This window comes from Pseudomonas sp. MYb193 (genome assembly GCF_002966775.1).
Taxonomy (GTDB): Bacteria; Pseudomonadota; Gammaproteobacteria; order Pseudomonadales; family Pseudomonadaceae; genus Aquipseudomonas; species Aquipseudomonas paracarnis.
The window spans coordinates 5,629,770-5,655,662 of the sequence record NZ_CP023269.1; the positions used below are offsets into that span (position 1 = coordinate 5,629,770).

At 59.2% G+C, this 25,893-nt stretch carries 24 protein-coding genes; 10 read left to right on the forward strand and 14 right to left on the reverse strand.

Features of this window, described 5'->3' with window-relative positions:
• Positions 1-158: 158 nt before the first annotated feature.
• Genes creD through CLM72_RS25880 form a run of 4 tightly spaced genes read right to left on the reverse strand, consistent with a single transcriptional unit; the run spans position 159 to position 4,176 of the window.
• Complete coding sequence (gene creD, locus CLM72_RS25865; RefSeq protein ID WP_105228777.1) at positions 159-1,508, reverse strand: cell envelope integrity protein CreD; 1,350 nt, start codon at positions 1,506-1,508, stop codon at positions 159-161.
• A 51-nt stretch (positions 1,509-1,559) separates the two neighbouring features.
• Positions 1,560-2,999, reverse strand: a complete 1,440-nt coding sequence (gene creC / locus CLM72_RS25870; protein ID WP_105228778.1) for a two-component system sensor histidine kinase CreC — start codon at positions 2,997-2,999, stop codon at positions 1,560-1,562.
• On the reverse strand, positions 2,999-3,667 hold the full coding sequence (gene creB / locus CLM72_RS25875) for a two-component system response regulator CreB (protein ID WP_105228779.1): 669 nt from the start codon (positions 3,665-3,667) through the stop codon (positions 2,999-3,001). The genes creC and creB overlap by 1 nt, the downstream gene beginning before the upstream one ends.
• 8 nt (positions 3,668-3,675) lie before the next feature.
• Positions 3,676-4,176 carry an ATP-dependent zinc protease gene (locus CLM72_RS25880; protein WP_014720226.1) on the reverse strand — a complete coding sequence of 167 codons (501 nt, stop codon included), beginning with the start codon at positions 4,174-4,176 and terminating at the stop codon, positions 3,676-3,678.
• Between the two features lie 171 nt (positions 4,177-4,347).
• Between CLM72_RS25880 and CLM72_RS25885 the strand changes: the two genes are divergently transcribed.
• Complete coding sequence (locus CLM72_RS25885) at positions 4,348-5,232, forward strand: acyltransferase (RefSeq protein ID WP_105228780.1); 885 nt, start codon at positions 4,348-4,350, stop codon at positions 5,230-5,232.
• Here the strand turns inward: CLM72_RS25885 and CLM72_RS25890 are convergent.
• Positions 5,229-5,801 carry a DUF2780 domain-containing protein gene (locus tag CLM72_RS25890; RefSeq protein ID WP_105228781.1) on the reverse strand — a complete coding sequence of 191 codons (573 nt, stop codon included), beginning with the start codon at positions 5,799-5,801 and terminating at the stop codon, positions 5,229-5,231. The two genes, CLM72_RS25885 and CLM72_RS25890, sit on opposite strands and share 4 nt — an antisense overlap.
• 136 nt (positions 5,802-5,937) lie before the next feature.
• Here CLM72_RS25890 and CLM72_RS25895 point away from each other — a divergent pair, with 136 nt between their 5' ends.
• The 7 genes from CLM72_RS25895 (at position 5,938) to CLM72_RS25925 (ending at position 12,477) form a co-directional block, all read left to right on the forward strand.
• Positions 5,938-6,396: an anti-sigma factor domain-containing protein gene (locus CLM72_RS25895; RefSeq protein ID WP_034128870.1), complete on the forward strand. Its 459-nt coding sequence runs from the start codon at positions 5,938-5,940 to the stop codon at positions 6,394-6,396.
• A gap of 264 nt (positions 6,397-6,660) precedes the next feature.
• Positions 6,661-7,023 (forward strand): hypothetical protein, encoded by a 363-nt coding sequence (locus tag CLM72_RS25900; RefSeq protein ID WP_034128871.1) that lies wholly within the window; start codon positions 6,661-6,663, stop codon positions 7,021-7,023.
• Between the two features lie 229 nt (positions 7,024-7,252).
• Positions 7,253-7,732, forward strand: a complete 480-nt coding sequence (locus CLM72_RS25905; RefSeq protein WP_105228782.1) for a hypothetical protein — start codon at positions 7,253-7,255, stop codon at positions 7,730-7,732.
• Positions 7,733-7,895: 163 nt separating this feature from the next.
• Positions 7,896-8,606 carry an ABC transporter ATP-binding protein gene (locus CLM72_RS25910; protein ID WP_105228783.1) on the forward strand — a complete coding sequence of 237 codons (711 nt, stop codon included), beginning with the start codon at positions 7,896-7,898 and terminating at the stop codon, positions 8,604-8,606.
• Positions 8,606-9,805, forward strand: coding sequence for an ABC transporter permease (locus CLM72_RS25915; protein ID WP_105228784.1), 1,200 nt, complete (start codon positions 8,606-8,608; stop codon positions 9,803-9,805). Before CLM72_RS25910 ends, CLM72_RS25915 begins: the two co-directional genes overlap by 1 nt.
• Before the next feature lie 7 nt (positions 9,806-9,812).
• Positions 9,813-11,219 carry a TolC family protein gene (locus CLM72_RS25920; RefSeq protein ID WP_236264077.1) on the forward strand — a complete coding sequence of 469 codons (1,407 nt, stop codon included), beginning with the start codon at positions 9,813-9,815 and terminating at the stop codon, positions 11,217-11,219.
• Positions 11,203-12,477 (forward strand): efflux RND transporter periplasmic adaptor subunit, encoded by a 1,275-nt coding sequence (locus CLM72_RS25925; RefSeq protein ID WP_371920434.1) that lies wholly within the window; start codon positions 11,203-11,205, stop codon positions 12,475-12,477. The genes CLM72_RS25920 and CLM72_RS25925 overlap by 17 nt, the downstream gene beginning before the upstream one ends.
• A 58-nt stretch (positions 12,478-12,535) precedes the next feature.
• On the opposite strand, the gene fdhA is transcribed toward CLM72_RS25925, so the two are convergent.
• The 8 genes from fdhA to CLM72_RS25965 form a co-directional block, all read right to left on the reverse strand.
• On the reverse strand, positions 12,536-13,735 hold the full coding sequence (gene fdhA, locus CLM72_RS25930; protein WP_014720230.1) for a formaldehyde dehydrogenase, glutathione-independent: 1,200 nt from the start codon (positions 13,733-13,735) through the stop codon (positions 12,536-12,538).
• A gap of 181 nt (positions 13,736-13,916) precedes the next feature.
• Positions 13,917-14,774 carry a formyltetrahydrofolate deformylase gene (gene purU, locus CLM72_RS25935; protein WP_005792124.1) on the reverse strand — a complete coding sequence of 286 codons (858 nt, stop codon included), beginning with the start codon at positions 14,772-14,774 and terminating at the stop codon, positions 13,917-13,919.
• A gap of 10 nt (positions 14,775-14,784) precedes the next feature.
• Positions 14,785-15,417 carry a sarcosine oxidase subunit gamma gene (locus CLM72_RS25940; protein ID WP_003194852.1) on the reverse strand — a complete coding sequence of 211 codons (633 nt, stop codon included), beginning with the start codon at positions 15,415-15,417 and terminating at the stop codon, positions 14,785-14,787.
• Positions 15,418-15,540: 123 nt separating this feature from the next.
• Positions 15,541-18,558, reverse strand: a complete 3,018-nt coding sequence (locus tag CLM72_RS25945; protein ID WP_105228785.1) for a sarcosine oxidase subunit alpha — start codon at positions 18,556-18,558, stop codon at positions 15,541-15,543.
• On the reverse strand, positions 18,555-18,857 hold the full coding sequence (locus tag CLM72_RS25950; RefSeq protein ID WP_003194855.1) for a sarcosine oxidase subunit delta: 303 nt from the start codon (positions 18,855-18,857) through the stop codon (positions 18,555-18,557). Before CLM72_RS25950 ends, CLM72_RS25945 begins: the two co-directional genes overlap by 4 nt.
• Before the next feature lie 15 nt (positions 18,858-18,872).
• Positions 18,873-20,123, reverse strand: coding sequence for a sarcosine oxidase subunit beta (locus CLM72_RS25955; RefSeq protein WP_003176546.1), 1,251 nt, complete (start codon positions 20,121-20,123; stop codon positions 18,873-18,875).
• A 22-nt stretch (positions 20,124-20,145) separates the two neighbouring features.
• Positions 20,146-21,399 carry a serine hydroxymethyltransferase gene (gene glyA / locus CLM72_RS25960; RefSeq protein ID WP_105228786.1) on the reverse strand — a complete coding sequence of 418 codons (1,254 nt, stop codon included), beginning with the start codon at positions 21,397-21,399 and terminating at the stop codon, positions 20,146-20,148.
• A 153-nt stretch (positions 21,400-21,552) separates the two neighbouring features.
• Positions 21,553-22,281, reverse strand: coding sequence for a TraX family protein (locus CLM72_RS25965; RefSeq protein WP_105228787.1), 729 nt, complete (start codon positions 22,279-22,281; stop codon positions 21,553-21,555).
• A gap of 90 nt (positions 22,282-22,371) precedes the next feature.
• Here CLM72_RS25965 and CLM72_RS25970 point away from each other — a divergent pair, with 90 nt between their 5' ends.
• Positions 22,372-23,412 (forward strand): low specificity L-threonine aldolase, encoded by a 1,041-nt coding sequence (locus CLM72_RS25970; protein WP_003194862.1) that lies wholly within the window; start codon positions 22,372-22,374, stop codon positions 23,410-23,412.
• A 193-nt stretch (positions 23,413-23,605) separates the two neighbouring features.
• Complete coding sequence (locus tag CLM72_RS29665) at positions 23,606-23,806, forward strand: hypothetical protein (protein WP_034129068.1); 201 nt, start codon at positions 23,606-23,608, stop codon at positions 23,804-23,806.
• Between the two features lie 73 nt (positions 23,807-23,879).
• On the opposite strand, the gene CLM72_RS25980 is transcribed toward CLM72_RS29665, so the two are convergent.
• Positions 23,880-25,697: an NAD(P)/FAD-dependent oxidoreductase gene (locus tag CLM72_RS25980; protein WP_105228788.1), complete on the reverse strand. Its 1,818-nt coding sequence runs from the start codon at positions 25,695-25,697 to the stop codon at positions 23,880-23,882.
• Between the last annotated feature and the right edge of the window lie 196 nt (positions 25,698-25,893).

Sequence of the window (25,893 nt, forward strand, 5' to 3'; positions counted from 1 at the left end):
CTCGACAGCGCAGCTGGAGCCGGCTTTATCAGGGGCGCTTCGCACCCCAGCGCAAGCAAGCTTGCTCGCCACAACAAGCTCGCTCCCACACTGAAACGCGCTGTGATTGAGGAAGTCGACCATCCTCGCTTTCATCTGCTGATCTTCGCGCAATCCGATCATTGCCCTTGCTCCACCTTGCGTTTACCCACCCCATACCAATCCAGCTTGCGCGTCAGCACCATCACCGTGCCCAGCAGGCCAAACAGCAACAACGAGCCCATCAACAGCGCGTAATCCTCGGCACTGAGCAAGCCGTACAGCAAGCCATACAACGCCGCCAGCCCGGCCGAAAACCCCAGGCCGTGGGCGACGCTACGCAGCACATGGCATACGTAGAAGCCGATCAACACCACACAGGCGCTGGCGGATATCAGGTAGGCCAGGGCAAAGCCCAGATGCTCGGACAACGACAACAGCAGCAGGTAGAAGAACGCCAGCGCGACGCCCACCAAAGCGTACTGGATCGGGTGCACCGCCAAACTCTTGAGCACCTCGAAGAGGAAGAAGCCGGCAAAGGTCAGGGCGATAAACAACAGCGCGTACTTAATCGCCCGGTCGCTCTTGAGGTACTGGTCTACCGGGTCGATGAAGTTCACCCCAAAGCTGCGGTTGCTGAAGTCTTCACAGCCTTGCCCGTCCAGGCAGTTCTGCAGGGCTTGTTCGAGGTTGGTGGAGAAGAATGTCGTCTGCCAATTGGCGCTGAAGCCCTGGTCGGTCACCTCACGTTGAGCCGGCAGGAAGTTGCCGACAAAGCTCGGGTGCGGCCAGTTGGACGCCAGTGATACCTGGCTGGTCTTGCCCACCGGCACTACTTGCAGTTGCTCGGTGCCTTGCAGGCGCAGGTCGAAGGCGAACTCCAGCACGGCGGGTTTCTTGCCGTCCTGCGCCGGCAGCGTCACATGCACGCCCTCACCCAGCCAGTCGACTTGGGAGCCTGGCGAGAACTCCAGCCGCTGGTCACCCAGCTCCAGTTTCAGCGCGTTTTCAATACCCCGAATATCACTGATGCCCACCGCCAAAAAAGCTGGTTCAAAGCGGTAGTCGGCGAAGTCTTCGGTGATCCCCAACTGCGCAGGCAAGTCGAAACGCCCGCTGATACGGTTGTCGGCGTGGAACAACCGCGCCTGATAGATGCCCCGTGAGCGCAGTTCGGTTTGCACCTTGCCGTCGAGCTCAAACCGGTCCGGCAGGAAATACAGACGGCCGCGTTCTTCACGGGTTTCTTCGTAGCGCTTGTTGAGCTTTTCATTGAGCTTCCACTCGCGCACGGTCTTGCGAAACGGCACCACCATTACCGGCCCGGTGAGGCGCTGGGCAAAGCTTGAGCTGCGGGCAATGTCCATCAGTACGCCGTCGCGCAGTTGCTGACGGTCGCTGATGATGCCGTTGATCATCAACAATGGAATCAGCAACAGCAGGATCAGCAGCGCAATCGCGCCCAATTTGAAAAGCAGGTTGCGGTTCATGGGTCTCTCCCTGTTTTGATGGGGAGAGTCTGCCCAGTGGGTATGGGAGATTTATGTGGGCAATGTGGAGACTGTGTGGAGATGCAGCACCGCTTGCACGCCGCCCGGTACGTTGCCGATCTGCAACGAGCCGCCGTGCAGCTTCATCACCTCCTCGACAAAGTTGAGCCCCAGGCCCGTACTTTTGCGCCCGCTGGCCGGGCGCGGCAGCGAGTAGAAGCGCTCGCTCAGGCGCGGCAAGGCGTAATCGGGAATCGCCTCCGCCTGGTTGAACAGGCTGACCTGCACCTCGTTATGCCGCACCTGCGCGCTGAACCTCAGCGTGCCGCCGGGTGGGGTGAAATCCAGAGCATTGTCGAGCAGGTTACCCAGGGCCTGGCGTAGCAGGAAGGGTTCGCCAAACACCCGCACATCGGCGGCGATGGCCTGCTCGACGTGCAAGCCGGCGCCTTCGGTCCGTGCACATTGAGCCTTGAGCACATCCTCAACCAGGGCGGCCAAAGGAATGCTCGACTGCTCTTCCAGACCCTGGCGCTGCTCCACCTGGGCCAGGTTCAACAGGCGTTCGATCAACTGTTGCAGGCGCGCGCTTTCGCTGTCGATATTGCCGACAAACCGCTGCTGCTGCTCACGGCTCATGTCTCCCTGCAACAGCTCCGCCGCACCGCGAATCGCCGCCAGCGGGCTCTTCAATTCATGGGTCAATGTATGCACGTAGCGCTCTACGTAAGCCTTGCCTTCCAGCTGCGTGCGCATGTGTTCCACGGCGGTGGATAACTGCTTGAGCTCACCGCCGCGATAATGCGGCAACTCGGCGCGGCGGCCCTCGCTCACGGCTTCGGCATAGGCGGTAAGGCGTCTGAGAGCCGCCGTCAGCCACCACGACAATAGCGCGCCCAGCAGCAGCCCCAGGGTGACCAGCCCGGCGCCGTACCACAGCAGGCGCCGCTCGGTACGATCCACGTAGGGTTGCAACGAGCTGTTGGGCTTGGCCACGGTGACCACGCCGATGATCTGCCCGTTGTCGCGAATCGGCGCCCCCACGTGCATCACCGATGAGGTGGGGTCGTCTGCATCGCTGCGGGTGGAGCGCGCACCGTATTCGCCACGCAGGGTCAGGTACACGTCGTTCCATTTCGAATAGTCCTGGCCCACCGCTTCACCGCTGGAGTCGAGCAATACCCTGCCCTTGGCGTCGGTCACGTAGATGCGATGGTTGACCTGGTTTTTCGGAAGCCCCCAGATCACCGCACCCGGCTGACGGTTGCCATAGGCCTTGAGCAGCTCGGGCCAATGGCTCTGGCCGAGGGTGCCGTTTTTAACGTCTGCACGCAGGATTTCAGCCAGCAGGTTGGCGGTGTCCACCAATGTTTCTTCGGTGGACTGGCGCACGCCGGGGCGGATTTCCTTCATCACGGTGTTGAGCACGAAGTAGCCGGTCAGGCCGATAAACAGCGCATACACCAGGAAAATCCGCAGTCCAAGGCGCATCAGCTATGGCTCGGGCTGTAGCTATAACCGAGGCCACGATGGGTCTGGATCGGCTCGGCATCCGCCGCCACACTCCTGAGTTTGCTGCGCACACTCTTGATATGGCTGTCGATATTGCGCTCGTAACCGGCATCAACGGGTACGCCCACCGCGTCCAGCAGTTGCTCGCGGCTGAACACGCGCTCGGGTTGATCCAGCAGACTTTGCAGCAGGCGGAACTCATGCCGCGTGAGGCTCAAGGGTTGGCCGCGATAGAGAATCTGCATGCGTTCCAGATCCACTTGGAACAGGGTTGGTGCCACAGCCGGGCCGACCCGCTTCAGAATCGCCCTGACCCTCGCCGCCACTTCCCGCGGGCTGAAAGGCTTGACCACATAATCGTCGGCACCGATCTCCAGCCCCACCACCCGGTCGATCTCCGCATCCCGTGCGCTGAGGAACATCACCGGCACTTCACTGAAGCGGCGCAATTGCTTGCAGGTTTCAAAGCCGGTGATGTCCGGCAGGCCGATGTCGAGAATGATCAGGTCGGCCGGGGTCTGGCGCTGATGCTCCAGCGCCGCCTGGCCGAGCGTCAGCCAAGTGGTGGTGAAGCCCTCGCCTTGCAGGGCAAAGATCAGCGTGTCGGCTATTGCCGCTTCGTCTTCGACAATCAGGATGTGCGGCATGGGTTCAATCAGCAGTCCGGTTTGTCGGCAGTGTAGCGACGTGCCGGGTTTACCGCAGCGCCAAATTCACGCAGGGCCTTGGCGCCGATCAGCAGCGGGTAGTTGAAGCTGCTGCGGTCGGTGAGGTTGACCTCGACGGTGCGCTTGACGTCGCCCAGGCACATCTCCAGATCGATCACCGGGCGCTTGGCCACACTGGCTTCGTCCTTGTCATCATCTTCGTCGGCGCGGCTCTTGATCTTGCTGATGCGCGACACCTTGTGCTCATAGACCTTGTTACCCGCGTCTTCACCGCCGAGGCGGAAGCGCACCCAGTCATCGCCGTCGCGCTGAAAGGTTTCGATGTCGCGCGCCGACAGCGAGGCGGTCAGCGCGCCGGTGTCCATCTTGGCCTTGAACGTCTGGCCGATCTCCGGCAACTGGATGTATTCGTAGCGACCGTAGAGGGTCGGTTCGGCGGCCATGACAGGCACAGCAACCAGGGCGAACGCGGCAAGGAGCAATTTCACGGCAGGATTTCCTCGAAAGAAGTGGGCGGAGTCTAGACCGCAAACACAGCACTTAGTTGGATGACCGAGCATATCGCGCACAGTGTGAAACATTCGTCGGGCAATTTGCGATTTGGCCTCTAGACTCACCTTGCTTATCATGGCCCGCCCACAGAATTCCAAGAGTTGCTTATGCGCCGCCTGCTCACCGGCTGTCTGGTTACACTGCTGCTGTTAGTCAACACGCTGATCCTGATCGGCCCCTTGATGGTCTTCGCCCTGCTCAAGCTGGTGGCGCCAGGGCGCTCGCGTGACTATGCCTCATGGGCGGTGATGTGGATCGCCGAAACCTGGGCCGAGATCGACAAGCTGATCTTCGCCGCGTGCATTCCCACTCAATGGGATATTCGCGGTGGCGAAGACCTGCGCGGCGATACCTCTTACCTGGTGATCAGCAACCACCAATCCTGGGTCGATATTCCCGCGCTGATCCAGGCATTGAACCGGCGCACGCCGTTCTTCAAGTTCTTCCTGAAAAAAGAACTGATCTGGGTGCCCTTCCTCGGCCTGGCCTGGTGGGCGCTGGATTACCCCTTCATGAAACGCTACACCAAGGCGTTCCTGGCCAAGCACCCGGAGCTGGCGGGGCAGGATTTGAAGATCACCAAAGAGGCCTGCGAGCTGTTCAAGCGCCAGCCGGTCACGGTGGTCAATTACCTGGAGGGCACGCGGTTCAACGAGGCCAAGCGCAAGCAGCAGGCTTCACCGTTTACCCGATTGCTCAAGCCCAAGGCGGGCGGCGTGGCATTTGTGCTGGCGGCGATGGGCGAACAACTGGACGCGATCCTCGACGTGACCGTGGTGTATCCGCAGCAAAAGATTCCGGGGTTCTGGGACTTGATCAGCGGCGCAGTGCCGAAGGTGATCGTGGATATCCGTACCCGCGAACTGGACCCGGCGTTGTGGCAAGGGGATTACGAGAACGATCCGGCGTTTCGCCAGACCGTCCAGAACTGGGTCAACCAGCTCTGGATGGAAAAGGATGCGCGCATCGAACAACTGCGCCAAGAACCTTAGCTGCCGGTACCCCAGGCCTGAGCCAATTTGCCCAGCACGGAACTGCTGGCGCCCTCGCCGCCCAGGTATTTCAGGATCACCGGGGCAAACTGGCCGACCATGCCGCTGTCCATGCCCAATGCGCTGAAGGCGGTGTTCAAGTCATTGGTGCTTTTCACGTTGCCCAACAGGCCGTCCAGGCCGCTGGTCTTGCTGCCACCGGTTTGGCCGAGCATCCCGCTCAGGGCACCGAGGCTGCCCAATGCGTTATTACCTGACAACTTGTCGAGGCCCGGCACACTGTTACTCAACTGCGAGAAGTCATTGCCGCTGAGTTTGTTCTTGGCCAGGCCCAGCATGGCGCCCGTGCCGCCCACTGCTTGCTCGGGGGTGATGTTCAGTTGCGAGGTCAGGGCCGTCAACAAGTCAGCCGTCTCTGACGTAGGCGCGGCGGCAGCAGCCTTGTTGTTGCCACCCTGCATGCCGGAAATGGCATTGGCTGCATCGCCAAGGCTGAAACCTGCGGCGAACACCGGGCCGGCGGCCACGGTCAACAGGCAGGACAGGGCAAAACCGCGTGAAATCTTCATCGAAACAACCTCTGGGTATAGGGGTAAACGCAGGCGTTGGACTGGGTATCCCGTCGGTTGTTCCGGAGCCCCTGAGGAACCCATCGGGGATAAGCGGGTCCATGAACTGACTACAAAATTTGTCGAGAAGAGACTTATGACTGCGATCCAACCCCCAGTGATTGAGCACAAGCCTGCGTTCTGGAGCCGCCCTCGCCTGTTCATCGGCGCCTGCGTGGTGGTGGTTGCCGGTATCGGCGGCGCGCTCTACACCCAGGACAGCGTCAAATCCGCGGCGACATTGGTGACCACGACCCAGCAGCCAGCCGCACAAATCATGGCCCACAAGGATTACCTGGAAGTGCAGCCGATTGCCTCCACGGCGCCAGCACCGGACCAAAGCCTTGAACTCTGGGCGATTCCCAAAGACGGCACACCGGTGTCCCTTGGCCTGCTGCCGGAGGATGGCAAAGGCATCATCGGCCTGAATCCGCGCCAGCAGGAAAGCATCAGCAAGCCGGTAGAGTTGATGGTGAGTTCGGAAACCAAGGGTGGCTCGGTGAGCAAGCAACCGACAGGCCCGACGGTCTACCAAGGCGCCCTGGCCACGCGCTAATCACCGGCTGACACTCGATTCAAAGGTGGGAGCTGGCCTGCAAAAGCGATAGTGCAGTAACAGATGCCGTGACTGACACATCGCCTTCGCCGGCAAGCCCGCTCCCACAGATGGTCTCATTTGCAGACTCACCGGCCGACCCGTTGCATGTCCCGTAACCTGCTGTAGCAGCTTCCAAGGAACCTAACCCGTGTAACGCCCCACCCAGATCGGCCTCCCAACGCAGAGCAGGGAGGACTACCTCGTGGACAAGGAGTTATAACGATGATCGGATGGGTACCTAATCTCTTTTCCCTAGTCACCGCCTACAACCTGCCAGCCCGCAACGCGGCCGTCGACACGGGCCAATGCCCTGCCGTCAGCGACATCCATTCAAAACCCTACACAGACCCCGACCTGCCGCCGCCCTATGGCGAGGGCTATCAGTATTCAGCCCAAACCCAAGGCAAAACATGGACGGGGCAAACCGCCGGGACCAACGATGATTTTCTGGACCCGGAATACGCACTGCAGGCAGAAGCCATCAACGTGCGCGACGGTAAGGTGCACTGTGATTACGGTGGAAAACGTTTGATAAAAAACGGTGAGGTGGCCGATCCCTATTTGCGGTTGACGGCGCTTAAGTGATGCAAAGGGCGACTCGAAGGTCGCCCTTTGTTTGCTTGCGCATCAACTGGCAGTTTCCAAAGAACCTGTAGAAGCGGGTTTGCTGGAAATAGCAAACCTCAGACAAGTCCTACTTAACTAACAATAGAAAACTATCAGACTGCAGCCAACCCGTTCTAAAAACAACCAAGCCACGGGCCAGGCCCCTCACGAAGTGCCGAAAACAGCAATGAATTTTTCGGAGAACGACATGTTTAAACCCTTCTTAAAACCCGGATTACTTGCAATTGCGCTGTTCGGACTTCCGGTCGTTGCAAGTGCGAGCGGGTTAGCGAGCGTTATCGGCAACATCACTAATCCGATTGGAAACTCTTTCTCAAATCAAGCTGTCACTGAATCAGCATTTTCTCATTCATGCAGCACCGGGAAGTTTGTCGGCTACGTTCAAGGCGTTATTGCCGGTAGCGGAAGTACCATACATTACGTGCGCGTAGACAGGTACCGAATTGTGAAAACCGACGAGCACACCGACAGAAGCAAAGCCAATGTCAATATCAAGACCGTCAGCCGAAATGGAACCCGCGTGACAAAGTCAGCAGATGCCATGAAGCAGGATAGGCAATGGCATGATTTGAAAATGGCCAACTATAACTTCGGTTTGCGAAGTGCGGAAATTGAGATGATATTTGATAAGTCCGGGTCCGACCCTAGATGCTTTATCTCGATCTAAGCCGCTGATTGTTCGCCGCTGGTGCTCTTGCATTTACAAAAGCACCGGCGTCAGGCACCTAGCCAAATGAAAAGACAACTCGCACACGGTTTTTTGTTTGCATGCGAACAGTCAAATACCTTGTCGCCATCCCGCCTCCTTTATCGAACATCCTGAACTTCAAATGCTCGTGATCCCTGCCCCCCCGCTCGCCCTCTCGCTGCAGGGCGTGTGCAAGCATTATCAACTTACCAAACAGCCCATCTCAATTCTTGAGAACATAAACTTGCAGATAAACGCAGGTGACCACTGTGCCGTGCTTGGCACTTCGGGCTCAGGTAAGAGCACATTACTTAACATACTCGGCCTCTTGGACCGGGCTGATGAAGGGCGGTATGAGTTTTACGGACACGACACATCCAAGGCGACACCGGATCAACTGGCCGTGTTACGCAACCGACACCTAGGCTTCATCTACCAGAACTTCAACCTGATGCCACGCCTCAGCGCACTGGACAACGTCGCCTTGCCTCTCTCCTACCGTGGCCTTGGCCGGCGAGTAGCCCTGCAGCGTGCCATGCACAGACTCGACCAGGTCGGCCTCAGCCACCGGGCACATCACCTCCCCGCCGATCTGTCTGGCGGCCAACGACAGCGAGTCGCAATTGCGCGAGCTCTCGTGGGGGAGCCTTCCCTGATTCTCGCGGACGAGCCCACTGGCAATCTGGACAGCCGCACGGCAAACGACATTCTGGAATTGTTGCTGGCAATCAATCGTGAGCACCGCGTCACGCTGATTGTCGTCACCCATGATTTAGACATCGCCGCGCACCTGGACAGACAACTCTTCGTTCAGGACCGTACCCTGCGTGAGCACGAACCGTGTCAGAACTGATGAGCGGCGGGAGCCAAACTTTTCGCGACCTGATACATGACGTCAGAACAAACCTGCGGACCTTGGGCAAACGCGCAGTGCTCACCCTTCTCGGCGTCGTCATGGGGAGCTGCTCGGTGGTCGCCCTCATCAATATCGGTCACAACGCCGCCGAAGAAGCCGCTGCAATCTTCCAGGGAATGGGTGTCGATACACTAGTTGCACAGGTTTCAAATGCCGCAGATACGAGGCAAACCTCGCCGCTGCCCGCAGGCATTACTCAACTGCGCAATAAAGTCCCTGATTTAGTGAACATTGCACCCGTTGCCCTGATGGGCAACTCAGTGACGTTCAAGGGGCGCGACATTTCTATCCAACTGATCGGCTCAACGCCCCCACTGAAACAGGCGTTGGGCTTGGAAGTGCATGAAGGGCGTTTTCTGAGCGAATTCGATGACCAAGCCACTCATGCAGTGATAGGCCGCCAGCTCGCCGATGAACTCTCCAGCGCTGGCACGCCGGTGCGCATAGGCGACACACTACGAGTGCAACATGCACTGTTCCAAGTCATAGGCGTTCTGCATCCACGGTTTGCGTCGGCGATTGCTCCGTTCGACCCCAACACCTCCATGTTTATTCCAATGCAAGGTGTCAGCCGACTACAGGCTTGGGCGCCAGTCACCCACGTTTTCGCACGTGCTCCGGGCGCGCGTCCTATTGGTAGCGTGGCGTCCGACTTCAAACACGGATTAAGACAGCTATTTCCCGGCCAGGACATCGACGTTCTGGTCCCCCAGCAGATCATCGACGGCCTGTCCCGACAGAATCGAACCTTCACCTATCTGCTAGCCGCCCTCGCTGGCATTTCGCTTATCACCAGTGGTGTCGGGGTGATGAACGTCATGCTGATGAGCATCGCGCAACGGCGTCGAGAAATCGGTTTGCGCATGGCCATGGGCGCTCGTCCCCGCGATATCCGCAACCTGTTCATGATCGAAGCACTGACCTTGACCACCTTGGGAGCACTGACCGGAGCCATCCTGGGCGTCGGCTTGGCCCTCATTTATGCCCGTGTATCGGGATGGAGCTTCGCGCTGTCGCCAATGTCGGTGCCATTGGGCATTGGCAGCGCGATAGTAGTCGGTATGTTTTTTGGGCTTTACCCCGCCCTTTCCGCCTCGCGGCTACAACCTGTGGAAGCGCTGCGTGAAGACGAGTAGATACCTGGTGCTGACCGCAGCGTTTTTCTTGTGTGTCCAGAATGCCAAAGCCTCCTCGCTGTTAAGCGAGCAGACTATCGGCATGAGTCTGGCGGATGCCCTTTACCTTGGCCTGCGCAACAACCGTGAAATACGCAGCGCTTACCTGCAAAGGGAGGGCCAAAAATTCGACCTGCGCGTGGCTGAAGACGCGTTCAAGCCAAAACTCTTGCTCAAGAGTGAATACACAAACATCAGAAGCAGCGAAGACCAAGCTCGTCAACTCGCACTTACCCCCACGGCTACGTTGCTCGGACGGTACGGCACGCGCTTGAACGTGGGATGGACCCAGCAGCTCAACCATTCCGAGCAGGTGGGCCACCTGCGCAGCGACGGGATAAACCTGGAAATAATCCAACCGTTATTGCGCGGATCCGGCCCGGATGTCACCACCGCCCCCCTGCGGCTCGCAAGACTGTCAGAGCAAGCCAACCGCCTGAACCTCAAGGCGAATATTTCTCAAACGGTCTCCACCATCATCACAACCTATCGGGAGCTGATCAGGGCTCAGGAGCAACTGGGCATCGTCCAGGCGTCGCTTCAAAGGGCGCGGGCCTTGTTGACGGTGAACAAAGCACTGATCAACGCCGGGCGCATGGCTCAATTTGAAATCGTGCAGACCGAAGCTGACATCGCCGTCCAGGAACTGAGTGTCGAAGAAGCGCAAAACCAGCTGGATATTCAACGCCTCGCCCTGCTGCGCCTGCTGGCACTGGATTTGTCCACGAACATTCAGGCCACCGAGGCCTTACAGGCAACTCCACTGGAGGTCGATCTGCCACAAGCCATACACCTGGCGCAAGCTCAGCAACCTCAGTACCTCTCCACATTGCTCAATGGCCAGCAGGCCGCGTTGGACATGATCCTCGCCAAGGATGCCGCTCGCTGGGACCTCTCTCTGGTGGCGGGTGCCAGTCAGGTGCGTGAGCACCCAGGCACCGGCTCTGCTCGGCGCTGGGAAAGCTATACCGGCCTTCAGTTGGAAATCCCCATTGGCGACATCAGCACCCGCCAAGCGCAGACACGTGCGCGTATCAATGTAGAACAACAGCAGTTGCTAATCGCCGACGCCCGTCAAGAATTGGAACGCAACGTCAGCAACGTAGTGCGCGAACTTGGCACCCGCTGGCGTCAATATGAAATCGCCCTGCGTGCCAACGAACTGTCAACGCGCAAGCTGGACATCGAGCGCGAAAAACTCAGCGTCGGGCGCTCCAGCAATTTTCAAATCATCAGTTTCGAAAACGATCTGCGCGATGCGGAAAATGCACGTATCAACGCACTCATCGCTTATCTGAACGCCCAGACGCAATTGGACGAAACCCTCGGCATGACTTTGGAAAAATGGGAGATTGCACTTGAAGGCCCACACTGAAAAGGCCTGTCACTCGCACTATTGGCGCATAGGTTCGATGATGCTGATAGCGTTGATTGGCGCTGCATTGATCGTGAAAAAAGTTGCGATTGCGCCGCCCCCCGCACCGCAATGGGTGAGCGTGCAAACCAAGCCAATGACGCTACATATCGGCCTGGTCGGAAAATTCGAGCCTATCCAAACCATCGTGCTCAACGCACCATTCGAAGGCGTTATCCAGTCCCTCGAAGCCGAACAGGGCCAGTGGGTACAGAAAGGCCAAGCGCTTCTGAGCATGGACCCTACGCTGATCGAGCTGCAGTTACGCGAAGCCCTGTCCGGGCAACTCAAAGCCCAACGAACCGTGCACGAGTTGAACAATTGGGAAAACGGCACTCAAGTCACACGAGCGCGTCGTGCGTTACGCACCGCCGACATCTCACTGAGCAACCTGGAAGGCAGGCTACGAGAAAACCGCCATCTGTTCGAACGCGGCATTATTGCGCGCAACGAACTTGACGAACTGGAGCAGCAAACGAAGTTGCAACGACTTGAACGCAGCAGCGCTCAAAACGAGCTGAACGCGTTATTAGACGAAGGGAAAGGCCAGGCTCGGCAGATTGCCGAAATGGAGCTGACCAATGCCACGGTGAGGTACGAACAGCTGCAACAGTTGATTGCCAAACAAGTCGTGGTAGCACCGTTCACCGGCGTTATTGTTCCTGTAAATGCCGCACAAGGGGCCGGAGTAACGCCTCTCGTACAGACCGGCTCAAGGGTCAGTCAGAATCAGGCTCTGCTGGGTTTGGCCAATACCGAAACACTGAAGATCGTCACTACGGCATCCGAGCTGGATATCAACCAGCTGCAACCGGGACAGCGCGTTGAAATCCTGGGTGATGGATTTCTCGGCGAGCCGCTGCTTGGCCATGTGCAAGCGGTCGGCAACCTGGCCTTGCCCAGCGATGACCCCGGCGACAGTGCACTGTTTCCCGTCACACTGAGCGTGGCGGCATTGACGCCTGGACAGGCCAAGCGTATCCGTCCCGGTATGAGCGCACGCCTGAACATCACGACCTACCACAATGAACAGGCCATCATCGTGGCGCCCGAAGCGATAAGCCAGGAAGGCAGTGAAATGGTCGTGATTTACCGTAAAGGCGAGGGCCAGCCGATTGAACGCCGGATCGTAGAGGTGGGCCATGCCAACGCCGAGGGCGTAGAAGTTTTTGGTCTTGCACCCGGACAGGTGAGCCTTGGCAGTCCATCGCGAGAATGATGCGCGTCTTTGTTAAACAAAGGGCGACCCGCGGGTCGCCCTTTTGTTTGCTTTGCCTTTACGCCGCACTGAACAACTTATGCGGGTCAATCACAAACTTCTTCGGCACACCCGCATCGAACTCGCCATAGCCACGTGGCGCATCATCCAGGCTGATCACCTGCACGCCGACGATCTCAGCGATGTTGATACGGTCCCACATGATCGCCTGCATCAGTTGGCGGTTGTACTTCATCACTGGCGTCTGCCCGGTGTGGAAGCTGTGGGATTTGGCCCAGCCCAGACCAAAACGAATGCTCAGGCTGCCCATTTTCGCGGCGGCATCGACAGCACCTGGATCTTCGGTCACATACAGGCCTGGGATACCGATCTTGCCTGCCACACGTACCACGCCCATCAGCGAGTTGAGCACGGTGGCCGGGGCTTCGGCCTTGACGCCGTCGTGGCCGTGGCCGCGTGCTTCGAAGCCCACGCAGTCAACGGCGCAGTCCACTTCGGGCTCGCCCAATAGCGCGGCGATCTGTTCGTGCAGCGGGGTGTCGGTGGACAGGTCGACCACTTCAAAACCCTGGGCCTTGGCGTGGGCCAGACGGATCGAGTTGACGTCGCCGATGATCACCACCGCTGCACCCAGCAAGCGAGCGGAGGCGGCAGCCGCCAGACCCACCGGGCCGGCACCGGCGATGTAGACAGTGCTGCCTGGGCCGACGCCGGCAGTAACAGCGCCGTGGTAGCCAGTGGGCAGGATGTCGGAAAGGCAGGTCAGGTCACGGATCTTCTCCATGGCCTTGTCACGGTCCGGCAGTTTCAGCAGGTTGAAGTCGGCATACGGCACCAGCACGTACTCGGCCTGGCCCCCGGTCCAGTCGCCCATGTCCACGTAGCCGTAGGCGCCGCCGGCACGGGCCGGGTTGACGGTCAGGCATACGCCGGTGTGTTGCTCTTTGCACGAGCGGCAGCGGCCACAGGCGACGTTGAAGGGCACGGACACCAGGTCGCCGATTTTCAGGTTCTCGACGTCGCTGCCCTTCTCGATCACTTCACCGGTGATTTCATGCCCCAGCACCAGGCCGGTCTGGGCCGTGGTACGGCCGCGCACCATGTGTTGGTCGGAGCCGCAGATGTTGGTGGAGACCACGCGCAGGATGACGCCGTGCTCAATCTTCCTGCCACGGGGGTCCTGCATTTTGGGATAGTCGATTTTCTGTACTTCGACCTTGCCGTTGCCGAGATACACGACACCACGATTACCAGACATGCTTTCACCTCGCTGTTGTTTTTATGGAACTGCGTTGCCCTTGGGGCAGCGCGTTAAGTGCTCGGGTACAGATGCTGTTTCTTGTGTTGCTTGTAAGGGCCTCATCGCAGGCAAGCCAGCTCCCACAGTGGATCGGGTTCACACATCCAGGAATGGGAGCTGGCTTGCCTGCGATAGTGATCTAAAGAACGACGGTGCGATTGGCGTTCAAGAACACCCGCCGCTCGATGTGATACCCCACCGCCCGCGCCAATGTGAGCCCTTCGATATCCCGCCCCTTGGCAATCAAATCTTCGGGATAGTGGCTGTGATCCACCACTTCCACGCCCTGGGCGATGATCGGCCCTTCATCCAGATCGTTGTTGATGTAATGCGCCGTGGCGCCCACCAGTTTCACGCCCTTGTTGTACGCCTGGTGATACGGCTTGGCGCCTTTAAACCCCGGCAGCAACGAGTGATGAATATTGATGGCCTTGCCATCGAGCTTGCGGCACAGCTCCGGTGACAGCACTTGCATGTAGCGCGCAAGGATCACCAATTCGGCGCCGGTGTCTTCCACCACTTGCCACACCTGGCGCTCCTGGGACGGTTTGTCGTTGGGGTCGAGCGGGAAATGGTAGTAGGGAATCTGGTGCCAGTCGGCCAAGGGTTTCAGATCGGGATGGTTGGAAACCACCGCGACTACATCCATCGACAACTGGCCGATGCGCTGGCGATACAGCAGGTCGTTGAGGCAGTGATCGGCCTTGGAGACCATGATCACCACTTTGGGCCGGTAGTTCGGCGCCGTCAGTTCGAAGATCATGCCAAAGGCTTCACCACGGGTGGCCAAGCCATCCCGGAACGCCTGCTCGTCAAAACCGTCAGGCTGACGGAACTCAACACGAATGAAAAACCGTCCCGAGAGGCGGTCATCAAACGAATGGTGCTCGGTGACGTAGCAGCCTTGCTCAAACAGGTAGCGGGTGACCGCGTCCACCGTGCCGAGCACGCTGGGGCAGTCGGCGGTCAAAATCCATGTATCGGGTGCGCGGCTCATGGGCGATTCCTCAGGCTTGAACGCTCAAACCGAATTCGGCCGAGGCATCCTGCAACCACAACCACCAGTAATCCGAGAAGCTGCGACGGATCAGCAGTTCCCAGGTGTCTTCAGCCGTATGACGGATCACCAGTTGCGACTTGGCGAACACCGTACCCACGGCTTTGCCGACCGGAAAGTTGTTGGGGTGTACGTCGTAGCTGGTGGACTTCATCAGCACATCGCGCACATTCGGGCCGCTCAGTTCAAGAATCTGCTGGCCGCCGCTGACGTTGACGATCTGGATATGCAAGTCGCCCAAGGCGGCGCGCAGGTTTTGCTCGGCGGCAAACTCTTCACCGCTCGGCACGATCAACAGCCACTCATCCGGGCCGAGCCACTGAAGGCTGGTTTCACCTTTGAAGACCACACTCAGCGGGCCGGGCAGTTCGATACCGACGGCCTTGTGTACGCCGGCGGCGAAGGCGGCGTCGTGGCCATCGCCACGGATAGTCAGGTGGCCGAGGAGTTTCTTTTCACGCACGGTCACGCCGGCATTCTTGCGGCCCTTGCCGACCAGGCTGGCAAGGTCGGCATGGTGCAGCGACGACTCGGCCTTGGCGCCGGTGGTGGGGCGTTGTTGGTAAACATTGGCTGCTGTCATAGAGCACCTGTATGAATTCTGTGGTGACGGTTCTGGCCTCATCGTGGGCAAGCCCGGTTCCCACAGGGGAATGCATTCCACGTGTGGGAGCTGGCTTGCCTGCGATGCAGGCGCCTCGGTCTATCAGATGTTCTGCCGATCACCTTTGGGATCAAAGAACACCGAAGACACAATCTCGGCCTCGATCACGCTGCCATCCGCTTGCGGCGAGAACACCCGCTGACCGATGCGCTTCAAGCCGCCCTTCACCACACCCATGGCAAACGAATAGCCCAGGGAGTTATGCGCATAACTTGAGGTAACGTGACCCACCATCTTCATCGGAATCGTCTGCTTCGGATCGAACACCAACTGCGCGCCTTCCGGCAGCCACACGTTCGGGTCGATCGGCTTGAGCCCCACCAACTGCTTGCGCTCTTCACGCACGCAGTCTTCACGGTTCATCCCGCGCCAGCCGATCCACGAGAACGGCTTGGTACGGCCAACGCACCAGCCCATGTTCAGGTCGTCCGGGGTCATAGAGCCGTCGGTGTCTTGCCCGACGATGATGAAGCCCTTCTCGGCCCGCAGTACGTGCATGGTCTCGGTGCCGTACGGGGTCAGGTTGTACTTTTTGCCGGCCTCGACGATCTTTTCCAGCACGCCCATGGCGTAGTCGGCCTGCACGTTGACTTCGTACGACAGCTCACCGGTAAACGAGATACGGAACACCCGCGCCGGCACGCCGCCCACCAGGCCTTCCTTCCAGGTCATGAACGGGAAACCGTCCTTGTCCAGGTCGATGTCGGTGACTTCACTGAGCAGTTTGCGGCTGTTGGGGCCCGACAGGGTCATGGTTGCCCAATGGTCGGTGACCGAGGTGAAGTACACCTTGAGGTCCGGCCATTCGGTCTGCTGGTAGATTTCCAGCCATTGCAGCACGCGGGCGGCGCCGCCGGTGGTGGTGGTCATCAGGAAGTGGTTGTCGGCCAGACAGGCCGTCACGCCGTCGTCGAAGACCATGCCATCTTCCTTGCACATCAGGCCGTAGCGCGCCTTGCCCACGTCGAGCTTGGTCCAGGCGTTGGTGTAGATGCGGTTGAGGAACTCGCGGGCATCCGGGCCCTGAATGTCGATCTTGCCGAGGGTGGACGCGTCCAGCAGGCCGACGCTGTCACGCACGGCCAGGCATTCGCGCTTCACTGCGGCGTGCAGGTCTTCACCGTTACGCGGGAAATACCACGGGCGTTTCCACTGGCCGACGTCTTCAAACTCGGCGCCGTTCTTCACGTGCCAGGCCTGCAGCGCGGTGTAGCGTACCGGCTCGAAGATATGCCCACAGTGACGGCCCGCTACGGCGCCGAACGTCACCGGCGTGTAGTTGGGACGGAACATGGTGGTGCCCATCTGCGGGATGGTCACGTTCAACGAACGGGCGGCGATGGCCAGGCCGTTGACGTTACCCAGCTTGCCCTGGTCAGTGCCGAAGCCCAGCGCGGTGTAGCGTTTGACGTGCTCCACCGACTCGAAACCTTCGCGGGTGGCCAGTTCGATGGCGGCGGCGGTCACGTCGTTTTGCAGGTCGACAAACTGCTTTGGCGCCCGTGCGGTAGCTTTTTCGTGGGGCACCTGGAACAGCGCCAGGGTGGGTTCTTCAAGACGGCTCAAGGCTTTTGGCAGCGTGCCTTCAACCGGGGCAAAACCGGCTTCGCTGGCCGCACGCACGCCGCCTTCAAAGCCATCAGCGAGGGAATCGCCAAGGCCGTAGACACCGTTGATGCCACCCACGCACACGCGTTTTTGCGGTGCTTCACCGGGTACAAACCCGAGAATATCTTCACGCCAGGTCGGCTTGCCGCCCAGGTGCGAAGCCAGGTGCACCACCGGGCTGTAACCGCCGGAGCTGGCGACCAGGTCGCAGTCCAGCCATTCGCCGGGGCTGGTCACTTTATGCGCCTTGACGTCGATGGCAGCCACGCGGGCGCCGGTTACGTGCTTACTGCCACGGGCCTCGATCACGGCGCTGCCGGTGAGGATGCGAATACCTTTGGCGCGAGCTTCTTCAACCAGAGCCCCGCGTGGGTTGTGGCGCGCATCGGCCACCGCAACAACGGTGAGGCCCGCATCGAACCAATCCAGCGCAACGCGGTAGGCATGATCGTTGTTGGTCGACAGCAGCAGCTTTTTACCCGGTGCCACGCCGTAGCGACGCACGTAGGTAGACACCGCACCCGCGAGCATATTGCCCGGCACATCGTTGTTCCCATACACCAGCGGACGCTCGCACGCACCGGTGGCCAACACCACACGCTTGGCACGTACGCGGTGGATGCGCTGACGCACCACGCCAATCGGCGCACGGTCACCGAGATGGTCGGTGAGACGCTCGTGAATGGTCAGAAAGTTATGGTCGTGGTAACCGTTGACGGTGGCGCGGGGCAGCAGCACCACGTCTGGCAGGGCTTTCAATTCGGCAATGACGCTGGCAACCCATTCAGTGGCCGGCTTGCCATCGAGGCTTTCACGGGAATCGAGCAGCGAACCACCAAATTCTTCCTGCTCGTCGGCGATGATCACCCGAGCACCGCTGCGCGCAGCGGCCAATGCTGCGGCGAGACCAGCGGGGCCCGCGCCCACGACCAGCACGTCGCAATGACGGTTGAAGTTGTCGTAGGTGTCCGGGTCGTTCTCGGTGGGCGAACGGCCAAGGCCCGCCGCCTTGCGGATGTACTTCTCGTAGGTCATCCAGAACGATTGCGGGTACATGAAGGTTTTGTAGTAGAAACCCGGCGGCATCAGCTTGCCGCCGACCTTGCCGAGAATCCCCATCATGTCGTTGTTCACGCTCGGCCAGCCGTTGGTGCTGGTAGCAACCAAGCCTTGGTACAGCGCCTGTTGGGTGGCGCGCACGTTGGGGATCTGCGTGGCTTCGGTGGCGCCGATCTGCAGCACCGCGTTCGGCTCTTCGGCGCCCGCGGCAAAGATGCCCCGAGGGCGCGAGTACTTGAAGCTGCGACCAATGATGTCGACGCCGTTGGCCAGCAGGGCTGCGGCCAGGGTGTCGCCTTCAAAGCCTTTGTAGCTCTGACCGTTGAACGTAAACGTCAGGACCTTATTACGGTCGATGCGGCCACCGTTGGACAGGCGATTGATCTGGCTCATACCTTCTCTCCAGAGGCCTTGGCGGTGAACTGAGGCTTCTCACCGATCTTGTAGGTTTCAAGAATTTCGTAGGTCACAGTGTCGCGGGTGGCGTTGAAATACTGACGGCAACCGGCGGCGTGGATCCACAGTTCGTGGTGCAGGCCGCGCGGGTTATCGCGAAAGAACATGTAGTCGCCCCACTGCTCGTCGGTGCAGGCATTCGGGTCCAGCGGGCGCGGGATGTGCGCTTGGCCGGACGCGTGGAATTCCTCTTCGGAGCGCAGTTCGCCACAGTGAGGACAGAAGATATGCAACATAGGGAATTTCTCCTGTTAGTGGGCGACGGCCGCAGCGCCGTGTTCGTCGATCAGCGCACCGTTGTGGAAACGGTCGATGGAAAAAGGTGCGGCCAGCGGGTGCATTTCACCCTTGGCCAGGCTGGCGGCAAATACGTTGCCTGAGCCTGGGGTGGCCTTGAAGCCGCCCGTACCCCAACCGCAGTTGAAGAACATGTTCGGTACCGGGGTCTTGGAGATGATCGGGCAGGCATCCGGCGTGGTGTCGACGATGCCGCCCCACTGGCGGTTCATGCGCACCCGCGACAGCACCGGGAACATCTCGACGATAGCCTGGATGGTGTGCTCGATCACCGGGTACGAACCGCGCTGGCCGTAACCGTTGTAGCCGTCGATACCGGCGCCGATCACCAGGTCGCCCTTGTCGGATTGGCTGATGTAACCGTGCACGGCGTTGGACATGATCACGCTGTCGATAATCGGCTTGATCGGCTCCGACACCAGGGCTTGCAGCGGGTGGGATTCGATCGGCAGGCGGAAGCCCGCCAGCGAAGCCATGTGCCCGGAGTTACCGGCAGTCACCACACCGACGCGCTTGGCGCCGATAAAGCCCTTGTTGGTTTCCACACCGATGCATACGCCGTTTTCCTTGCGGAACCCGATCACTTCGGTCTGCTGGATCAGGTCCACGCCCAAAGCATCGGCAGCACGGGCAAAGCCCCAGGCCACGGCATCGTGACGGGCTACGCCGCCGCGGCGTTGCACGGTGGCGCCGAGCACGGGGTAACGGGTGTTCTTGGAGCAATCCAGATACGGGATTTCGTCGGCCACTTGCTGGGCATTCAGCAGCTCGCCGTCCACGCCGTTTAGGCGGTTGGCGCTCACTCGGCGCTCGGAATCACGGATGTCCTGCAGGGTGTGGCACAGGTTGTACACGCCACGCTGGGAGAACATCACGTTGTAGTTCAGGTCCTGGGACAAACCTTCCCAGAGTTTCATGGCGTGTTCGTACAGGTGCGCCGACTCGTCCCACAGGTAGTTGGAACGCACGATGGTGGTGTTGCGCGCGGTGTTACCGCCGCCCAGCCAGCCTTTCTCGACCACCGCCACGTTGGTGATGCCGTGTTCCTTGGCCAGGTAGTAGGCGGTCGCCAGACCATGCCCGCCGCCGCCGACGATGACCACGTCGTAGACCTTTTTAGGGGTCGGCGTGCGCCACATCTTCTGCCAGTTTTCGTGATGGCTGAGGGAGTGCTTGAAGAGGCCGAAGCCTGAGTAGCGTTGCATAGTCATTACTCCAAAACCGCGCTCAGCGATAAACCGGGAAATCAGCGCACAGGGCAGACACGTGCTTGGCCACGTTGGCCTCGACGTCGGCGTCGCCGAGGTTGTCGAGGATGTCGCAGATCCAGCCGGCCAACTCGACGCACTGCGGCACTTTGAAGCCACGGGTGGTCACCGCCGGGGTACCGATGCGCAGGCCCGAGGTCACGAACGGCGACTGCGGGTCATTCGGCACCGCGTTCTTGTTGACGGTGATGTGGGCGCGACCCAAGGCGGCGTCCGCCTCTTTGCCGGTGAGGCCCTGGCGGATCAGGCTGACCAGGAACAGGTGGTTGTCGGTGCCGCCGGAGACCACATCGTAGCCACGCTTGATGAACACTTCGGCCATGGCCTGGGCGTTATCGATCACTTGCTGCTGGTAAGCCTTGAAGCCGGGCTCCAGCGCCTCCTTGAAGCACACGGCCTTACCGGCGATCACGTGCATCAGCGGGCCGCCCTGGGCGCCGGGAAATACCGCAGCGTTGAGTTTCTTTTCGATTTCTTCGTTGGCCTTGGCCAGGATCAAACCGCCCCGTGGACCGCGCAGGGTCTTGTGGGTGGTGGTGGTGACCACGTCGGCGTAAGGCAGCGGGTTCGGGTACAGGCCGGCGGCAACCAGGCCGGCGACGTGGGCCATGTCGACGAACAGCAGCGCGCCTACCTTGTCGGCGATCTGACGAAAGCGTGGGAAATCCAGAGTCTTGGAGTAGGCCGAGAAACCTGCCACCACCATCTTCGGCTTGTGCTCGACTGCCAGGCGCTCGACTTCATCGTAGTCGATCAGGCCGGTGTCGGTGTTGATGCCGTACTGCACCGCGTTATACAGCTTGCCCGAAGACGACACTTTGGCGCCGTGGGTCAGGTGACCGCCGTGGGCCAGGCTCATGCCCAGGATGGTGTCGCCGGCATTGATCAGCGCCAGGTACACGGCGCTGTTGGCGGAGGAACCAGAGTGCGGTTGCACGTTGGCGTAATCGGCGCCGAACAGCTGCTTGGCGCGCTCGATGGCCAGGGCTTCGACCTTGTCCACATTTTCGCAGCCGCCGTAGTAGCGCTTACCCGGGTAGCCTTCGGCGTATTTGTTGGTAAGGCCACTGCCTTGAGCTTCCATTACGCGCTTGCTGGTGTAGTTCTCCGACGCGATCAGCTCGATATGATCTTCCTGGCGCTGCTCCTCGGCATTCATCGCCGCCAGCAGTGCGTCGTCATATCCCTGGATCTGGTCTTGTTTGCTGAACATCGCGTCTCTCCCAGCCTTTCGTATTGTTGAGGCCCTCGCAGGGCCCTTTGATGCGATGGTAGGGCTGGCGCGTGCGGGCCAAATGCCTGCGCACGCCACGCAAAGGTGCGTTTACGACATGGACTGAAGAATGTGCAAAAGCTTGTGTGGGAGCTAGGCAATGAGCTTGCGAACGAGTAGCAACAGAAGAAAATGCATGGGATACAGGGCATAGGCCCAGCGGCGCATGGCGGGGGGTTTGGCGTTTTTGCCATGTCGCAATAAGACCAATCCTGCCAGCGGCGCAATCAGACATGCAGCCAAACCCAACAGCGCCACAAGCGTGCCGCTATTGAGCAGAATCTGCCACTGATTGGCGGCGACGCAGACTAAACCCGGCAGCACGCTGAAATACCAGGGCCGGCGAAACACCAGCAATAACGCCAGTGGCAGCAATACACCAAAGAAACCGAACATCAACTGGTGTGAAAACACGGCCGCCATTGTGACGGCGATCAGCGCCAATCCTCGATCAACCAACGCCTTTTGCTGCCAACCTCGGGCAACCAGCATGCCCAGCGCCAGGGTCGGCAACACGTTCAAGGTATCGGCATCTTCGATGAACATCCGATAAGGCACTTCGCTGATCACGCTGAACAGCAGCAACCAACCCAGGTAGCGCCAATGGCCCGTCACTGGGGCGTAACGGACACGGTGCAAATTGGCCGTAATCGCCAGGCAAAACCATGGAAACGCCAGGCGCCCCGGCACATATAGCCCATCCAGGCTCAGCCCCACATAGCGCAAATGATCGAGCACCATACTCAACAGCGCCAGCCACTTGAGCAGATCCAAAGCGCCATCTCGGACAGGTCCGACAGGCAAGGTCTCAGTACCGTGCATAATTCCCCAACGACTTTGCATTTACAGTGCGTGCGTGCCCCCGGCAATCTTGGGTAAAGTGCGCACCAACATCGACCACAGGAACGGGCCATGACCGACAAGAGCCAACAATTTGCCAGCGACAACTATTCCGGCATCTGCCCGGAAGCCTGGGCCGCCATGGAACAAGCCAACCAGGGCCATCAACGTGCCTACGGCGATGATGAATGGACCCACCGCGCCGCCGACGGTTTCCGCAATCTGTTCGAGACCGACTGCGAGGTGTTCTTCGCCTTCAACGGTACAGCTGCCAACTCCCTGGCGCTGTCCTCGTTGTGCCAGAGCTACCATAGCGTGATTTGCTCGGAAACTGCCCACGTCGAGACCGACGAATGCGGCGCGCCGGAGTTTTTCTCCAACGGCTCCAAATTGTTGGTTGCCCGCACCGAAAACGGCAAGCTGACCCCGGAGTCGATCCGTGAGATCGCCCTCAAGCGCCAGGACATTCACTACCCCAAACCCCGCGTAGTCACCCTGACCCAAGCCACCGAAGTCGGCAGCGTGTACACCCCGGAAGAAATCCGCGCCATCAGCGCCACCTGCAAGGAACTGGGCCTGAACCTGCACATGGACGGTGCCCGCTTCGCCAATGCCTGTGCATTCCTGGGTTGCTCACCGGCCGACCTGACCTGGAAAGCCGGCGTCGACGTGCTGTGCTTTGGTGGTACCAAAAACGGCATGGCGGTGGGTGAAGCCATCCTGTTCTTCAATCACAAACTGGCTGAAGACTTCGACTACCGCTGCAAACAGGCCGGTCAGTTGGCGTCGAAAATGCGCTTCCTTTCTGCGCCATGGGTGGGCCTGCTGGAAAATGACGCCTGGCTCAAGCATGCACGCCACGCCAACCATTGCGCGCAATTGCTGAGCAGCCTGGTGGCGGATATTCCCGGCGTGGAATTGATGTTCCCGGTACAGGCCAACGGCGTGTTCCTGCAACTCTCCGAGCCCGCGATTGCAGCGCTGACTGCCAAGGGCTGGCGTTTCTACACCTTCATCGGCAAAGGCGGTGCGCGCTTCATGTGTGCGTGGGATACCGAGGAAGAGCGTGTAAGGGAATTGGCTGCCGATATTCGGGAAGTGATGAACGCTTAACGTACGAATTCGGCCAGTTGGTACTGGCCGATTGCCGAGACTGTTTTTTGATATTTCTGACAGCTACGCAGCTCGTTTTCATTGTCTAGCCTCTCGTTACCCGCAAGGAAAACGCAGCGGTAACTGCCACCTTGCGGGTTTCACCGCCAACCGAATAATCGGCGGCAAAGGCACATCAATGGAGAGCTTTATCATGGAATATCAAAGCAATGGCAACACACTGCAAAGCGGCGGCAGCACTAGCACCACAGTCATTGACTGGGATGAGTTCAGGAAACACGCCAAGGTCGGGGACACCATTCAGGAGTCATCAAGGACGCTGACCATCTACGACAAAGCCTACGAATTGACAAACTCAGGCCAGCACTTCGTTGTCCATATCTATGCCCAATAACTGTTAACACCGCAGGCCGCGCCGCAGCCTCATGACCTGCGGCGCGGTCCGAAAAAGCTGGGTTACCTGTTACCTACAAAGCCTTCGGCTGGAGCTCCATCCATTCATCAATGGGGCCACTGTTACCGTCAAAGGTGCCGCCATCAAATATCACCGCCAGCTTATTAACTGCATTCAAGGCAGTGGTCACTGCGCCTTCCGCCCAGCCGCCAGTAAAGGACACATCGTCCCCCGCCAGAATGAACCCATCGGGTGTTTTAGCAGACACACCGTTCATGAACTGCGAAAACAATAGGCGCTGGTATTCGTACTGCCCAGGCAAGTTCATCTTGAAAGCTCCGAGAAAAAACGGTTGTTCTTCCCAGTTGATTTCGACAAAGGGATCGGTCATGCCGAACTCCGCCGCAAGGTCCAACTGATGGTGGGCATACACCGAGTCCAACAAGGTCGAACATAGCGCAACATGGGAAGGCAAAGGCGCAGCCCGATCCCCCAGAAACTTGAGGCTGTCGTCGTTCCAGGTATAAGACAAAAACATTCCGCTGCCCTTGTAGGCGCCTTGACTCGCAGCGTAATCCAACAGATAAGTGCCACGGGTAATCCGGTCCGATAAGGTCACACTCATCTTGTATTGATAGTCCACCCCGACATCAGTCCAGAAAGGCCGCTTAGTCCGGGCAAAAATCTTGGCCGACTGCATGTAATGGGTGTACATCACCGCCTCCCATTCTTTGACAGACAGCAGGCTATTCATGGCGTTGAAATGATCGTCGCCGCTCATATAGCGAAACTTGTCCAGAATCCGCTTGTGGGGCGTGTAGATCACGGCAGGAAAGGTGTATTGGTATTCGCTCCCCTGATTATGATCAAAGATGTACACGTCGAATTCGCCGTCTTGCCGTCTTATGATCTGCCGCACTTCCTGCCCGAAAACCTGGGGAATGACTTGAGCGCTCAAGCTTTCGACGGTCGTACCCGAAGGCCAGTGCGCCACGCTGTCGCCCATCGCATCCGGGCTACGCGCCCATAGCCGACGAGGCAGTTCAGTGGAGCCGTCGTACATCAACTTATGGTTGGTATCCAGGCCGGTGTACAGCACCCGTAACACCTCTAGAAAGCAGTTTGGATAGTCGGTATTCCACCCTCCTGTACCAAAACCGATCTGGCCAAACAAATCAATGTCCTCACGACTCCAACCGGCCTGCTCCACCATGGCGGCAAAAAAGCTGAGATTGTCCCAACCGGCATCCAGTATCGCATTCCACAACGTCTTGATCTTCGCCTGGTCAAGGCTGCCCTCGGACATTGCAGCTTCCATCTCAGTGAAATGGATCGGGGCCTGCTCCAGAAAAACCTCAAACAACTTACGCTCGATTTCCAGATATTCATCGGGCAAATTCTTGCCTTCGTAATAGACCTGTTTTTGTTGATAGTCGACTACCGTACTGGGGGTTGCAGCCGAGCCAGGGTTGGGAAAGTCCGCCGAGTTGGCGGTCATGCCGACCTTGTCGAAATAGTGCATCAGCGCCTTGCCGGAAACGGGGAAACGCATGGCCCCCATTTCGCAGATGACACTGTTGGCCGGGTCTTGTGGGTCGCCCACCACCTGGGAATAGAGTCGCCCACCCATGCGATGACTGGCCTCCACGACCACGGGATGCAAACCCATGCGCAGGGCTTCATAAGCCGCGACAAGGCCGGCGACGCCAGCCCCCACGATCAATACCTTACTGCCGTGGGCACTGCTGGAAACCTGCGCCAGTGCCGTCCCGTTGCTGGCCGCCTGGTTGAGGAAACGGGCGTAGTGAAAAGGGAAATCGGGGATAAGCGCGGTGACATCATTGCTCAGTAAGCGTGCAGCGCTTTTGGTACGGGAAGGTATAGCAGACATGTCGAGCATCCTTGGCTGAAAAAAGGACGTCCACCTACTGCTCTATTACGAAGGGCGACAACGACGCGTTCGACCATCAGCGTAGAAGATTGTAGGAATTGGCTCTATACCACTTGGAAATAACAAAGCCTATTGTCAGTCAAACCTCACCTCCGCAAGGTTTTGCACAGTCAGTTCAGAGATTCCTGAAGTGATT